Genomic DNA, 14648 nt, shown 5'->3' on the forward strand with positions numbered 1-14648 from the left:
ATTTCTTCCTCCTCTTGATTAAACGAGATGTAAAAATGATTGTCCTGGTGTGATTTGTTTTTCTTCTGTTTCTATGATATCGCTAAACTCACCTGAATTGGTAATAATCACTGGTGTTGTGACGGACAGACCGGAAGCTTGGATGGCTTCAATATCAAACTCCGCAAGCAATTCGCCCTCAGTAATGGTTTGCCCCTGTACGACCTGCGGGGTAAAATGCTGACCGCCTAATTGTACGGTATCCAGTCCAATGTGAATGAGCACTTCTGCTCCGCTTTCAGAAGTAAGACCGTACGCATGACCTGTTGGGAACACCGTTGTCACGACTCCTGATACTGGTGCAAACAGCTTGCCTTCTGATGGAATGATGGCTGCGCCCTTTCCTAGTGCACCAGATGAGAATGCCTTATCCTGTACTTCCTCCAGCTTGATTACCTCACCCTTTAAAGGACTTTTCACATGAGCTGCTTTGACCCCATGTTCGTTTTCCATTGTTGGTGCGGCAACCGGTGCTGGGGTTTCATCTTCATCTACTGGATCCTTAAATCCAATCAAATAAGTCAAGACGATGGATAGAACAAATGAGACCGAGATTCCGATGATGAACCCTGTAAACCCTTGTCCGTAGAAAATCGGAAGTGTCAGTAAACTTGGAAGCCCTGACGCAATCGCAATACTTTGTGAATAACCAATGATCGCACCGCCGACTCCAGCAGAGATAACGGCTGCAATAAATGGTTTTTTCAAACGAAGCGTGACCCCGTATACAGCTGGCTCTGTGATCCCAAACACGGCAGAAACCGCTGTCGACCCAGCCAATGATTTCAGCTTTTTATTCTTTGTTTTCAGCATAACACCGATGGAAGCACCGGCTTGTGAAAATACAGCTGGCGCAGTCGCCGGCTTGATATGATCTTTTCCATGGACGGCAATATTATTTAAAATCACTGGCACTAGACCCCAGTGGATACCGAAGATCACAAGAACCTGCCATGCCATCGCAATTAAAGCACCTGCAAGTGTAGGACTAAAGGAGAATACTTTCAGCAAGACAGCGGCAATGCCGTTCCCTGCATACACACCAAATGGTCCGAATACAATGAGTGTCAACGGAACAACCGTGACAAGTAAAATCAGTGGAGTAATAAAGTTTTTGACACTTTCATGAATGACTTTGTTAAAGAAACGTTCGATATATCCCATGACAAACACTGCCAAAATGATTGGAATAACCGTTGATGTATAAGACATTAAGACGACTGGAATACCGAAGAAGGTCACATCTCCGCCGCCTTTTGACAATTCTTGAATGGTTGGGTAAATGAGTGCACCAGCAATCGTCACAGCCACAAATGGATTCGCTTTAAACTTCCTCGCCGAAGTGAATGCGAGCAGTAATGGCAAGAAGTAGAACAAGCTGTCAGACGCAGCAAATAAAATTTGATACGACGTATCTTCAGGTGATAACCATTTTGCATTGATACAGATACCTAGTAGACCTTTTAAAATACCAGCACCTGCCATGACACCGAGAAGTGGTGTGAAAATACCTGAGACAATGTCAACGAATTTTCCGAAAAGGCTTGTGCTCTCTCCACCTGATTTTGCAGATGAAGAAGTGGAATCCTCTAATAAATTTGTAAACTCCCCAATCTCTCGATAAACCTCTGGTACGGTATTGCCAATGACTACTTGAAATTGGCCGCCGCTTTCCATAACGGTCACAACGCCATTTAATTTTTCAATGGCTGCTTTGTCTGCTTTTGATCGGTCATTTAATGTGAAGCGAAGTCTTGTAGCGCAATGGACCAGTGAATGAACGTTTTTCTCTGTGCCAATGTGTTTGATAATGTCTTCTGCTAATTGACGATAACTCATACAAAAACCCCCTTTTTTTCAAAAAAATACATTTTTGGGCAAAATAAAAACCTAAACGGGCACCAAAAATAGTCGCAACTTGCTATTGCGCTTTTTCAGTGAACGTTTAGGTTTTGCCTGCCGAACAGTCACAATCCTCTAAGACGATCATTGTGAAACCGTATTCTTTTATGTTTATGAGCAAATAGTACCACTCAGCTTTTCTCATGTCAACGCTTTCTTTTGAAAACTACCTTTATTTTTCTCGTTTGATCAATCGATTCAAATGAATGGATAGATACAGCATCTCCTCTGATGTGAGATCTCGGTGATAGGTTTGATAGACGTATTCTGCGATTTTCTTTGCACATTCGTATGCCTTCGGATATTTTACCTTGATCAGCTGATACAAATCCTGATCTTCGCTGACAAGCATTGTTTCGTTTATCAGACGCTGGACGAAAAAGCGTAAATGTGTGAGAAAACGATAAAAGTTGAGTGAGTCTTCATCAAATTCCATATTGAGATGATATTTCACAATGGTGAGAATGGCGTTTACTTCTTTTGTAATATTGACCGTTGTATTCATGTCCTCATTGAGCTCTGCATTAATGATATGCATGGCAATAAAGCCTGCTTCATCCTCAGGCAGTTCAATATGAAGACGCTCTCTAATCATCTCAAGACAATCCTTTGCCACAAGAAATTCATCTTTGTATAAGCGTTTAATCTCCCAAATGAGCGAATTTTCAATGAGATGATTTTTCTTCAGTCGTTCGATGGCGTAATGAATATGGTCTGCGAGCGATACATGCAGACTTTCGTTTAATCTTCGGTTCAGCTTTGTATGTGCATATTGAATCATTTCTTCGGTTACCTTGACCACATCATACGGAACCTCCAGAAGCAGCATTTTCATTCGCTCATGAACGGAATGATCCTCTAGGCGGAAAACTTTATCGATTAACGATTCGTCTACCGGATCCCCGGGCCGCCGCTGGAAGGCGATACCTCTTCCCATGACGACGATTTCTTTTCCTTGTTCATCTATCACACTAATGACATTATTGTTTAGAACTTTTTGTATCTGCAACCCCAAACACCTCCGTCTATGAACCACAATCTTCACTCAAAATATGCTCTCATCTTAACACAACTGTCAAATCACTTGGTGTTTTTATCTGACTTTTGCAATAGATTTCACCATAATTCTACCCCGTCATAGCTGGTCTGATCCTTCAATTGCCTGCATACAATACTCCAAGGAGGTGACCTTCAGTGAAGGCTTTTTTCTGGTCTGCATCATTTTTATTCGTGCTTCTATTCACACTCGTCTTTCTAGGAATCGTGTTTTTGCTTAGTGGACAAGGTATGAATCTGCTTTGGAAGTATGTGCTCATCTCATTTGTCACAGCAGCCGTTTTGCGCGGTGTCACCACTTGGCTGAGGCAGCACGTGATGCATCATTTATCAAAATAAAACGGCTGCCCATGATATTCAGGCAGCCGTTCCTTTATTCTTTGGATGATGCGGCTTCTTGCGAAGAAGTACGCAGCTCATCATTGATTTTTTTCGCATCCTCTAGAAATTCTGTTTCAAATCCACTTTTGAGTGCCCACATATAAAATAGCAGAGCAACCACTGTAATAAGAGCCATGTCCCAGCCATAATGAATGACGTTATAGCCGCCGAATTTGTCACTGCCCAGGCAGGAAATCGTCATCATCACAAGCAAGTACACGACCATCCAAGCACCCGCCTTGAAGTTGCGGCTGAAGCCTTTCCATTTCGCTTTTGCTTGATAGTAAAAATAGATCGGAAGACCGATGAGAATAATGAATAGCACCTGACCTGTTAACGGCCATCTCGCCCAATACAGCGTCAATGACGCAAAGACAAAGCCGAGAGGAGCAATGATGCTGAGTCCTTTTATTCGCAGCGGACGATATAAATCTGTCCCTGTCTTTCTCAGAGTCATGACAGTTACTGGGCCTGTCAGATAAGAAATAAGTGTCGCAACAGATATGATTTCTGCAAGTACACCCCAGCCTCTAAATAAAAACAGAAAGATAAACGATACGGCTAAGTTAAAAAACATCGCTGGACGAGGCACGCCATAAATAGGGTGCAGACGACCAAGTACACTTGGCATGTATTTGTTTTTTTCCATTCCATAAATCATACGGGATGTCGTCGCCGTATACGTAATCCCTGTACCAGAAGGTGATACAAACGCATCTGCATATAAAATCAGAACCAGCCAGTTAATCCCAAGCGCAATGGCAAGGTCGGCAAATGGCGAATTAAAATTCAAATGACCCCATCCATTCACAATCATGGACGGATCGACAGCACCGATAAAGGCGATTTGTAAAAGCACATAAATCACAGTCGCAATCAAAATAGATCCAACAATAGCAATCGGAATGGATCTGCCTGGATTTTTCGCCTCACCCGCCATATTAATCGGGCTTTGGAAGCCATTGAAGGCAAACACAATTCCTGATGTCGCAACAGCTGTCAGCACACTCGCCCAGCCGTTAGGAGCAATACTTGTTCCAGAAGTAAAATTCTCACTATGAAAACCTACGAATAAGAGCGCACCAATTGTTAATCCTGGAATGACAATTTTAAACACGGTAATGAATGTATTCGCTTTTGAAAATAACCCAACGGTCCAATAATTGAGCAGAAAGTAAATCACAAGAAGCACACTAGCGACCATGAGCCCTTCTGTCGTCAACACCCCTTTTGTGACCAAATGGGTTGTCCACTTTGCCCATTCCCAAGGCCATGAGCTCATATACTGGACAGAAGCCACCGCCTCAACCGGAATGACGGAGACAATGGCGATCCAGTTTGCCCAAGCGGCAATAAACCCGATAAAAGAGCCGTGTGAATATTGCGTATATTTCACCATCCCGCCTGCCTCTGGAAACATCGATCCGAGTTCACTATAAGACAAAGCGATAAATAAAATTACGACCATCCCAATCAACCAGGATAAAATAGCAGCAGGGCCGGCAATTTGAGCGGCACGCCAAGCACCGAATAGCCAACCTGAACCAATGATTGAGCCAAGACCTACCATCATTAAAGCGAAAGTTCCCATTCTACGATGTAAATGATTCATGTTCATAACACCTTTCGATTAAATTACAAAGCATGTGCCTAAGTAAGCACCTTTCTTTCATTGCAGCTCACTTTTCATTCAATTAACAAATATTTCTTCAACTGAATCTTTACCCTTGTTCATTTTTTCGCCTGTTTTATTATCTCTCAATTCTCCATTTTCTGAAATAGTCGAACATGCTTATTTCTTAAGAAAGCGCTTTTTCAATGATTCAATCTATTAGACTGAATAACTACCTTTACCCTTATTTTGAAAAAAACTAAACAAAAAAGAAAGAGGAAATGAATCCCTCTTCCTTCTGAGCCCTATCATGAATAAAAAAAAGGATAAAGGGGGGTTCCCTCTATCCTTGTGAGATCGCTTGTTCTTGTTCAATCACAGCTAGTCTTTCTTGCACTTCTTCTTCAGACAGATTGTGCTGTTTCACATAAAGGTTACGTTCACTTGTACGACATTCATGGCTGCAGCTACGCATATATTTATGCTCGCTTTCTTCTGTTGCAATCATTTTGCGGTTACATGCAGGATTTGCACAGTTCACATAACGCTCGCAAGGCTCACCAGTGAAGAAATCTTTTCCGACAACCACATGCTCTGTTTGATTCACGGGCACTGTTAAACGAGTATCAAACACATAGCATTGACCATCCCAAAGCTTCCCTTGAACTTCTGGATCTTTTCCGTACGTGACTATTCCGCCGTCAAGCTGAGAGACATCTTCAAAGCCTTCACGCTTTAACCAGCCTGAGAATTTCTCACAGCGTACGCCGCCTGTGCAATACGTCAGGATTTTTTTCCCTTCAAGAATCTCTTTATTGTCACGAATCCACTCCGGTAATTCGCGGAATGTCTCAATATCAGGACGAACTGCCCCTCTAAAGTGGCCGACATCAAACTCGTAATCATTACGTGCATCAATCACAATGGTATCAGGTGATTGCATTTGCTCGTAAAATTCAACCGGGCTAAGATGCTTACCTGTTAATTCTAACGGGTTCACATCATCTTCAAGGCTCAGATTCACTAGTTCATTTCGATGGCGGACGTGCATTTTTTTAAACGCATGACCGTCTGCTTCGTCAATTTTGATCGGCATAGACGCAAAGCGCGGATCTTCCTTTAATGCTTGCATGTACTTGTCCGTTTGCTCAATGGTACCAGAAACAGTTCCGTTTATGCCTTCTGCTGAGACAAGGATACGGCCTAACAAACCAAGCTCCTTACAGAATGCTAGATGCTCTGCTGTAAACGTCTCTGGGTCCTCGATGGGGACATATTGATAGTAAAGTAAGACACGATATTGTTTTTCCATATATATAAACACCTCTTAAATTTAATCAAAACATACCGTTCTTTATCATACAGGAAATACATACCTAAAGGCAATGACAGCGGCTCAATTCCATAAAACGGAAGGGTCTTTCTTCTCATATTTGACAGAACTTTCTGTAAAATGAGATGATTTATCAAATATGATATTGCAAAGGAGCAGAACGCAATGATACAGCCAGAAGATATCGTCAGAAGCGGTCCAAACCAATTTATTTCTCAAAAAGGCATTTATCATGAACTCGATTCACTTGTTTCTCCATCCTTCCGGTCACCCGCTGTCGTGACGGGATATGATTCATTTCATGCTTTTTCACAGTACACAAAGCTTCCGTCTCATTGGCCTGTTGTCCAGCACAAAGGATACAGTTCACCCAATGCAATTACCCGAATTGCAGAAGAACTGCACGGGGCAGATGTGATCATTGGGATTGGAGGCGGCACGATTTTAGACACCGCCAAGTCAGTAGCAGAGGCTCTTCAAATTGAAGTGATCATGGTTCCAACCATCCCGGGGACATGTGCTGCATCTACACCGCTTAGCGTCATTTATGATGACAAGGGGAATTTCATGAGAGTCGATTACCATAAACGGTCCAGCTACCTCACGCTCATTGATCATACATTTTTGCTCTCTTCTCCTCTTTCCTACCTTCAAAGTGGGATTGGAGATACGCTGGCCAAATGGTATGAAGCGGAAGCCATTATTCGAAATGCAAAGGATTCCTTACCGCTCATGGTGCATGCAGCACTAAAACAGGCGGTATACGTGAGGGATATTCTTGTTTCCCATAGCGAAGAAGCTGTCCACAGCTTGCAAACGGGTCAACTTTCGCAAGCATTTGCAGATGTAACGGATACCATTATTACATTAGCTGGCACGGTCGGCGGCTACGGAGGACGCTACGGAAGAATGGCAGGAGCCCACGCCATCCATAACGGATTGACGTTTATTGAGGAAACGCACCATATGTTACATGGTCAAAAAGTGGCATACGGCATTCTTGTTCAGCTTGCCACAGAAAATCGAATGGGCGAAGTAGAAGAATTACTTGAGCTTTATGAAACACTCGGATTACCTAGAAATATGCGTGAGCTTGGCATCACAGCTCAGCTAGAAGAAGCCGCAAAAACAGTGGCAAGCCATGCTGCACGTATAGATGAAACTTTTTGCTTGATTGGAGACTATTCCAAAGAGCAAATGGTCGACGCCATTCAAGTCATTGAAACCGTATCAGCCTCGTAAAATCGTTCAATAAAAAGCACAGGCATGCCACCTGTGCTTTTCTTTCGATTAAAAATCAAAGTTATCTGGATCTGGACCTGTGCGCTCATCTTCATTAAGCTGATCGATGACACCCATCTCATGTGCGGACAGCTCGAAATCGAAGACTTGTGTGTTTTCGATGATTCGGCTCTTCGTCACAGATTTTGGAATGGTGATAATACCATGCTGCAAGTCCCAGCGAAGAATGACTTGAGCCACGGATTTGTCATGTTTTTTCGCAATATCCTGAAGAACAGGATGGTTCAGCAGCTTCCCGCTGCCTAATGGTGACCACGCTTCTACATGAATCCCTTTCTCCTTGCAGTAGTCTCGTAAAGGCTCCTGCGTCAGCTTTGGATGCAGCTCGATTTGATTGACCATTGGCACAACTTCTGCTTCTTCTAATAGATCATCTAGATGGTGCTGATGGAAGTTACACACACCGATGGCTCGAACGCGTCCATCCTCATACAGCTTCTCTAGTGCTTTCCAAGTTTCTTTATATTTGCCTTCAACTGGCCAATGAATTAAATAAAGGTCTAATACATCTAGCCCTAGCTTGTTCATACTTGTTTCAAAGGCTTCAAGTGTTGATTCATAGCCTTGATCACGATTCCACACCTTTGTCGTAATAAACAGATCATCGCGAGAGATGCCTGATTGCTGAATGGCTTTGCCTACCCCTTCTTCATTTTGATAGGCTGCTGCTGTATCGATGCTGCGGTAGCCCGCTTCAAGAGCGTCTGTGACTGCATTTACAGCCTCATCCCCATCTTTTACTTGCCATACACCGAAGCCTAGCTTCGGCATTTTTACTCCGTTTGCTAATGTGACTGTATCTGTTAATCCACTCATCAAACAAACCTCCGCTTCATTTTTGCTTACCAAGCACTATACCCGAATTTTTGATTGATCATGCATGAATTTTCGCTTGTGTTATTTGATATATTGTCCTATATCGACTTGATTGGCGTCAACGATTTGGTATTCGCTTGTTTGATCTTTCTTTTTAGAAAAATCATATGTCTCTAAAAAGCTTTTGTCATAAAAAGTCAGACCATAAGTTTCCTGTTCATTCTCGTACACTCTGATCCAATAAGATTCTTTTGAAGCTTTTTTGGCTTCTTTCATTTTCTTTAATTTCACATCTGAAAGTTCCTTCAACAGCTTTTGAATGTCTTCTTTTTTCTTCAAAACAGCACGTTCATTATCATGCTCAATTTGTATGGATGTCACTTTGTTTCGATCAATCGAGACCACATCATCAAAAGAGTATGTTTTGGCATGGATCATAAAATAAATACCCATTCCGATTAAAATAACGACAACTACACCAATGATCCACTTTTTCAACCTAACTCCTCCTTCTAATCACGCCACGCCTATTGAAACACCGAAGTCCAATCATCCTCCTCAGAGAACACTTGAATCCCGTGCTGTTTTAGCAAGGCGGACGTCACACCATCTCCAGCTTTTGTCTTGCCGTTAAACTCTCCCAAGTAAATCAGCTGGCTCCCGCAAGAAGGACTGTACTCTTTTAGCACAACCGCTGTTGCTTTCAGAGACTGAACCTGTTCCAGTGTCGCTTTCGCACCTTTTACATACATCTCTGTGACATCAGTTCCATGAACATCGACAACAGAAGCCTGCCCTCGTAATACATCATGTCCATCTCCGCCAATGATTTCTGCCGGAGGTCTTGGCGTAGAAAAGCCGCCAAGCAGTTCAGGACAAACTGTCACAGCCTTTCCTTCCTGCACAAGCTCTTCGATTCGCTGATCTAATCGATGGCTACCATTATACCGGACCTTCAACCCAGCAAGACAAGCGCTGACCACTATCATGAATGTTCCTCACTATTTTTGCTGACTTTAAAATAAATACATAATGGCAAAAAACATATCGTGTTCACAAAAAAGGGCAGAGCACAATACAAAGCAGCAGCCCAAATCGACCCTTCAACTCCTGTGATACCAAAAAAATAAACAAATAATAGCAAGCTGACAAACAATCCCACGAACGGCATGATGAATACGTACTTTTTAAAATTTTCCATCATTTCTTTCCCCAAAGAAGCTCCCTCCCTTTTAACATGATCACGAATAACGTCAATATATGTTAATTTTACCATATAAAAAACCGAAATCATCTCATTTTCTACGATGGTTTCGGTTTTTTTAATCTATATTTTTTCTTTCCATGCCTTCAAAAAGCGCTCAATCACTTGTAATTCATCTTCATGAAACTGCTGGAGAAATTCTAAGTAGGACGCGACAGCTTTCTCATGTAATTCATCATGCAGTGCCGCCAATTGCGTGCCTTTCTCTGTCAATGAATAGTAGACAGATTTTTTATCCCCTTGCCGGTGGCAATAGCCCACCATGCCTTTATCAATTAGTTTTTTCACAGCCTTTGTAATAGCGGGCTTTGATAGTTTCAGTTGTTGAGAAAGAAATGTATTATTTGATTCGTTTGGATTTGCTTGAATCATCGATAAAATGTGAAGCTGTGTGAGTGTCCAATCTTGCTTGAGTGTATCAGTCGTGGTAATCAGTGGATCTGTTGGATCATTCCTTCTCTTTTCTCTATGAATAATCAGATCTTGAATCGCTTTTAATACAATCTGCTCTTTAGTCTCCATCTGAACCTCCACTCTTAACTGGTTAATAAAATGGTACTAATAATTAAGATAGGAGTCAAAAGAAATGTCAGTGTGATAAAAATAATAGGCCATCAGACCCGAAAATGGTATATGTACTTTTCTACTAGATGATCTATGATGTCACAGCTCCTCTTTCTTTTATTTGCTATAATTCATAGGGGATGACATCCAATTTTTGATGAAAAAGGTGAGCTAATGAAAACCGAACAACACATCGCCATTCGCCAATTAGAAGAAAAGATCCACCTGTTTTCTTCAGCTGTGAACGGAACCTTCCTCGCAACGGACGATTTCGTACTATCCAATACTCACATATCGACAGACACATTCAATTTGCTATTACCGACATCAGCGCAAATTAAAGATCCGCAAAAAGTGAAAGCAACCATCGAATACTTGCAGTCACAGAAACTATTATTTAGCACATGGGTGGATCACCGCTTGCTTCATCCTGATTGGACTGATTTACTAAAGGAATATCAGCTTGAAGAGGTTGAACGCAATACCATCATGATGCTTGAACAGACAGAAGGCATTGACCCAGCTACATCTTCACCACTTACAATCAAAGAAGTACTTGATGACCAGACACTGCTTGATTACAAAAATATCTTTATCGAGCTATTCAAAGAGTCACCGGAGGCTATCGCCTTAGAGAACTATTTCCAGCGTTTTTCGCTTGAAGCTATACAATCACGCGCTCGCATGTTCGTCGGATATGCAGACCACAAACCGGTCACAACAGGCTTATTACTCGAAGCAACCGATAGCTACGGTATTTATGATGTCATCACAAAGGCAGAGCACCGTGGAAAGGGACTTGGCAGTGACATGTTTCATTATCTTCTGACCCAGACAGACAACAAACAGAAGCGCGTCCTGTTACAAGCATCGGCGGACGGCAAAAATATTTACCAACGTGCCGGCTTCCAACCAATCGGCGAAATGGTTGTTTTTGAATAGAGTAAAATAGAACATAAAAAAAAGCTGCCTATCATAGGCAGCTACAGATTGTTGACAAAGGGCTAAAATGATTTTTATTTTAGCCCTTTGTCTTCTTTTCAGCGTGATAGAAAACCTTTGAAGTCTAGGAAGGACGAGTACTGGCGCGGAGCGAATTTGACATTCGTGAGCACCAGCACGCAGGACTGACAACGAATGCGAGGGTTTGTCTACACGCTGAAGCTGCCTATCATTAGGCAGCTATTCAGCACGATGCTGACGATCCATATAAAGTGGTGGTCTCTTCAACGAAATCACCGCACAGCTAAAGGCAATCAGTACAAACACTGCACCGAACTTCGCCAGATCAACAGATGAACCGGTCATCGTAAATAGGACACCGCCAACCGCTGATCCAATTGAGATACCAATTTGCAAGGCCGATGTATTTAAGCTTTGCTGAATATCAGACGTCACAGGATCTGTTTGAATCAAATAGCTCTGCAAGGCAGGCGTTAATGCCCAGCTAAGAGCTCCCCATAGGACAACCATGATCATAAAGAGGACAAACACGCCCGATGTATAAGGAATAATAAACATCACAACTGCAAACGCGATTGTCACGAGCAAAATGGCTTTCCCTGAACCCAGCTTGTCACTAAGCCAGCCGCCAAATCCATTCCCGCCAATAGAAGCAAGCCCGAAGACCAAATAACAAATACTAATCCAGAACGGGGTCATATGCAGTACTTCCATTAAAAACGGAGTGAAATAAGAATAAAGCATATAATGACCTGCAAGCATAAACAAACTAATCAAATGTGCACTAAAAATTTTCGGATGCCCTAAAGAACGTATTTGCTCTCTAAGAGGTGTCACTTTTTCAACAGGCATTTTCTCTAATAGGAAATAAATCAGCACCATCGATATCGCTGATAAAATACTGATTCCTAAAAACATCACTCTCCAGCCAAAGCTCTCTGTAATAAAAATACCGATCGGTACACCGAGAACAAGTGAAGAACTAATCCCAATAAAAATCAGCCCTAATGCCTTCGCACGATGCGCTGGCTCCACCAACTTAGCAGTGATCGTCAATGACAACACCACCACTAGCGCTGTACTCATTGCGATCAATACCCTAGAGATCATGACAAGGGCAAAGGTCGAACTAAAATATGTGAATACATTCCCTATTGTAAACACCAATAACGCGATTAAATAAAGACGCTTTCGTTCAATTTTAGCTGTGGCAGTCAGCAGCACAGGTGCTGAAATGGCATACACAATGGCAAATACGGTGATAAGCTGCCCAGCTGTCGCAAGAGATACATTCAAATCCTCTGCAAGGCTTGGCAAAATGCCCCCGACCACAAGCTCAACTAATCCAACCGCAAAAGTAGAAACGGCTAATAAATATACTCTCCAGTTCATGTCTAACATCCCTTCTCTATATCATCGCTTTCACTTTTGATACAGGGTGAAGACAAACAAAAAAACCCTGATTACAAAAAAGGAAAGCACGCTTTTGTAATCAGGATTTATCGGATCCTGGTAGAAACCCTCAAACCATATTATTGAGGTTATACAAGTCTATTTTTTTCTTCAAATATAGTAGCATATGCTTACATAACTGGCAAGCTATAAAAATAGGAAATGACTGCAAATTCACGATCAAACAAAGCACTCAGAACAGCATGAAAAGAAACCCCAGTACAACTTGCTTTCTCCTGCATTTACAGGTAAACTGATGAAAAATCAACGAACATTGATCAACGTAGATCTGGAATAGTAGCTTGAATTGACCTTTAACAGAGAGGGAACGGTGCTGAGAAGTTCCTACTGACATCTTCAAGTGAACCTGCCGATTTAGTTCTGTTTCATACAGCGGTTCATACCGTTATCATGATCGAGTGTAAAGCTGTGCTTTAAATTAGGGTGGTACCACCAGGAATGGTCCCTAACTTAAAGCACAGCTTTTTTGCATTTTAAAAGGAGGAATATGCAATGTCAAAGAAACAATTTGTTGAAAAAATCACAAGCATGGAAGACGACTTTGCCCAGTGGTATACAGATGTTGTCACAAAGGCACGCCTCGTCGATTATTCAAGCGTCAGAGGCAGTATGATCATTCAGCCATACGGCTTTAAAATTTGGGAGAATATTCGGGACGAACTGGACCGCCAAATCAAAGAAACAGGGCATGAGAATGTGTATATGCCGCTCTTTATCCCAGAAAGTCTGCTGCAGCAGGAAAAAGACCATATCGAAGGCTTCGCTCCTGAAGTGGCGTGGGTCACACATGGCGGTGAATCCGAATTACAGGAAAGGCTCTGCGTCAGACCAACCTCTGAAGTACTGTTCGCTGAGCATTACAAAAATATCATTCATTCCTACCGTGATTTACCGAAGCTTTATAACCAATGGGCGAATGTCGTCCGCTGGGAAAAGACCACACGTCCATTTCTTAGAACGCTTGAATTCCTATGGCAGGAAGGACACACATGTCATGAGACGGAGCAAGAAGCGATTGAGGAGACAGAAAGAATGCTTCACATCTACGCTTCTCTTTGCGAAGAGCTCCTTGCCATTCCTGTCATTAAAGGGAGAAAAACAGAGAAGGAAAAATTCGCTGGTGCCCGCTTCACCTATACAGTTGAAAGCCTGATGCATGATGGAAAAGCGCTGCAAACGGCCACTTCTCACTTCTTCGGAAACGGATTTGCCAAAGCATTTGGCATTGAATTCTTAAACCGCGAAGGAAAGCTAGAGCATGTCCAGCAAACCTCTTGGGGCTTCACCACAAGAATCATCGGTGCCATGATCATGGTGCACGGCGATGACAGAGGACTCGTCCTTCCGCCAAACATTGCGCCAACCCAAGTGCGGATCGTGCCAATCGCCTCTCATAAAGAAGGTGTACTCGATCATGCCTACGAGTTGAAAGAACGACTCACCCGCATCGCACGTGCTGACATTGATGCAAGCGATAAACAGCCAGGCTGGAAATTCAACGAATGTGAAATGCAGGGCATTCCTCTACGTGTCGAAGTGGGACCAAAGGACATCGAAAAAGGACAGGTGATGCTCGCAAGACGAGACACTGGTGAAAAGCAAGCTGTCACATTAGATGCACTTGAACAAACCATCACATCCACGCTTGAAGATATTCAACGGACGATGTACGAAAAGGCGAAAGAACGATTACATGAAAAAACATCAAAAGCTCACATCATCGAAGACATTGAGCACATTCTTTCAGAAGAAAACCGATTGATTAAAGCCATGTGGTGTGGTGACGAAGCCTGCGAGAACGACATTAAAGAAAGAACAGGGGCGATCTCACGCTGTATCCCATTTGAACAGGAATCTGTCTCTGATACATGTGTCTGCTGCGGAAAGCCAGCATCTGATATGGTTTTCTGGGCAAAAGCTTATTGAGAATAGAAACGAAAGAG

The 14648-nt window shown here is 42.5% G+C and carries 14 protein-coding genes and 1 riboswitch; of the genes, 4 read left to right on the plus strand and 10 right to left on the minus strand.

Translation table 11 applies throughout. From position 1 onward, the window contains the following. Window positions 1–18: 18 nt before the first annotated feature. Both QRN39_RS01225 and licT read right to left on the minus strand, forming a co-directional pair. Entirely contained in the window at window positions 19–1878 is a 1860-nt protein-coding gene (locus tag QRN39_RS01225; RefSeq protein WP_284905837.1) for a beta-glucoside-specific PTS transporter subunit IIABC, read from the minus strand. A gap of 235 nt (window positions 1879–2113) precedes the next feature. Next, window positions 2114–2950, minus strand: coding sequence for a BglG family transcription antiterminator LicT (gene licT, locus QRN39_RS01230; RefSeq protein ID WP_003217030.1), 837 nt, complete (start codon window positions 2948–2950; stop codon window positions 2114–2116). Window positions 2951–3135: 185 nt separating this feature from the next. Between licT and QRN39_RS01235 the strand changes: the two genes are divergently transcribed. Next, window positions 3136–3336 carry a hypothetical protein gene (locus tag QRN39_RS01235; RefSeq protein ID WP_050943366.1) on the plus strand — a complete coding sequence of 67 codons (201 nt, stop codon included), beginning with the start codon at window positions 3136–3138 and terminating at the stop codon, window positions 3334–3336. Window positions 3337–3370: 34 nt separating this feature from the next. On the opposite strand, the gene QRN39_RS01240 is transcribed toward QRN39_RS01235, so the two are convergent. Next, entirely contained in the window at window positions 3371–4990 is a 1620-nt protein-coding gene (locus tag QRN39_RS01240; RefSeq protein WP_137055178.1) for an APC family permease, read from the minus strand. Window positions 4991–5333: 343 nt separating this feature from the next. After that, window positions 5334–6302: an oxygen-dependent tRNA uridine(34) hydroxylase TrhO gene (gene trhO / locus QRN39_RS01245; RefSeq protein WP_284905842.1), complete on the minus strand. Its 969-nt coding sequence runs from the start codon at window positions 6300–6302 to the stop codon at window positions 5334–5336. 189 nt (window positions 6303–6491) lie between these two features. Between trhO and QRN39_RS01250 the strand changes: the two genes are divergently transcribed. Continuing rightward, on the plus strand, window positions 6492–7565 hold the full coding sequence (locus tag QRN39_RS01250; RefSeq protein ID WP_284905967.1) for an iron-containing alcohol dehydrogenase family protein: 1074 nt from the start codon (window positions 6492–6494) through the stop codon (window positions 7563–7565). Window positions 7566–7613: 48 nt separating this feature from the next. Here the strand turns inward: QRN39_RS01250 and QRN39_RS01255 are convergent, their stop codons facing one another. The 5 genes from QRN39_RS01255 to QRN39_RS01275 form a co-directional block, all read right to left on the minus strand. Further along, on the minus strand, window positions 7614–8441 hold the full coding sequence (locus QRN39_RS01255; RefSeq protein ID WP_284905845.1) for an aldo/keto reductase: 828 nt from the start codon (window positions 8439–8441) through the stop codon (window positions 7614–7616). 81 nt (window positions 8442–8522) lie between these two features. Continuing rightward, the gene (locus tag QRN39_RS01260; RefSeq protein ID WP_284905847.1) at window positions 8523–8939 is read right to left on the minus strand and encodes a DUF5301 domain-containing protein; all 417 of its coding nucleotides are present in this window, start codon (window positions 8937–8939) and stop codon (window positions 8523–8525) included. A 29-nt stretch (window positions 8940–8968) separates the two neighbouring features. Further along, a complete protein-coding gene (locus tag QRN39_RS01265; protein WP_251191198.1) occupies window positions 8969–9430 on the minus strand; it encodes a 2-thiouracil desulfurase family protein in 462 nt (153 codons plus the stop codon). Next, window positions 9427–9657 (minus strand): hypothetical protein, encoded by a 231-nt coding sequence (locus QRN39_RS01270; RefSeq protein ID WP_251191199.1) that lies wholly within the window; start codon window positions 9655–9657, stop codon window positions 9427–9429. Before QRN39_RS01270 ends, QRN39_RS01265 begins: the two co-directional genes overlap by 4 nt. 111 nt (window positions 9658–9768) lie before the next feature. Next, on the minus strand, window positions 9769–10227 hold the full coding sequence (locus tag QRN39_RS01275; protein WP_050943378.1) for a MarR family transcriptional regulator: 459 nt from the start codon (window positions 10225–10227) through the stop codon (window positions 9769–9771). Window positions 10228–10443: 216 nt separating this feature from the next. Between QRN39_RS01275 and QRN39_RS01280 the strand changes: the two genes are divergently transcribed. Then, on the plus strand, window positions 10444–11211 hold the full coding sequence (locus QRN39_RS01280) for a GNAT family N-acetyltransferase (protein ID WP_284905853.1): 768 nt from the start codon (window positions 10444–10446) through the stop codon (window positions 11209–11211). A 240-nt stretch (window positions 11212–11451) separates the two neighbouring features. On the opposite strand, the gene QRN39_RS01285 is transcribed toward QRN39_RS01280, so the two are convergent. After that, window positions 11452–12624, minus strand: a complete 1173-nt coding sequence (locus QRN39_RS01285; RefSeq protein WP_061406605.1) for an MFS transporter — start codon at window positions 12622–12624, stop codon at window positions 11452–11454. A gap of 77 nt (window positions 12625–12701) precedes the next feature. Continuing rightward, window positions 12702–12801, minus strand: a riboswitch (purine riboswitch). Window positions 12802–13197: 396 nt separating this feature from the next. Here QRN39_RS01285 and proS point away from each other — a divergent pair. Then, the gene (gene proS, locus QRN39_RS01290) at window positions 13198–14631 is read left to right on the plus strand and encodes a proline--tRNA ligase (protein WP_284905858.1); all 1434 of its coding nucleotides are present in this window, start codon (window positions 13198–13200) and stop codon (window positions 14629–14631) included. Window positions 14632–14648: the final 17 nt, after the last annotated feature.

The organism is Bacillus sp. lyk4-R2A-2, assembly GCF_030209735.1.
In the GTDB taxonomy this organism is placed as follows: Bacteria; Bacillota; Bacilli; order Bacillales; family Bacillaceae; genus Bacillus; species Bacillus pumilus.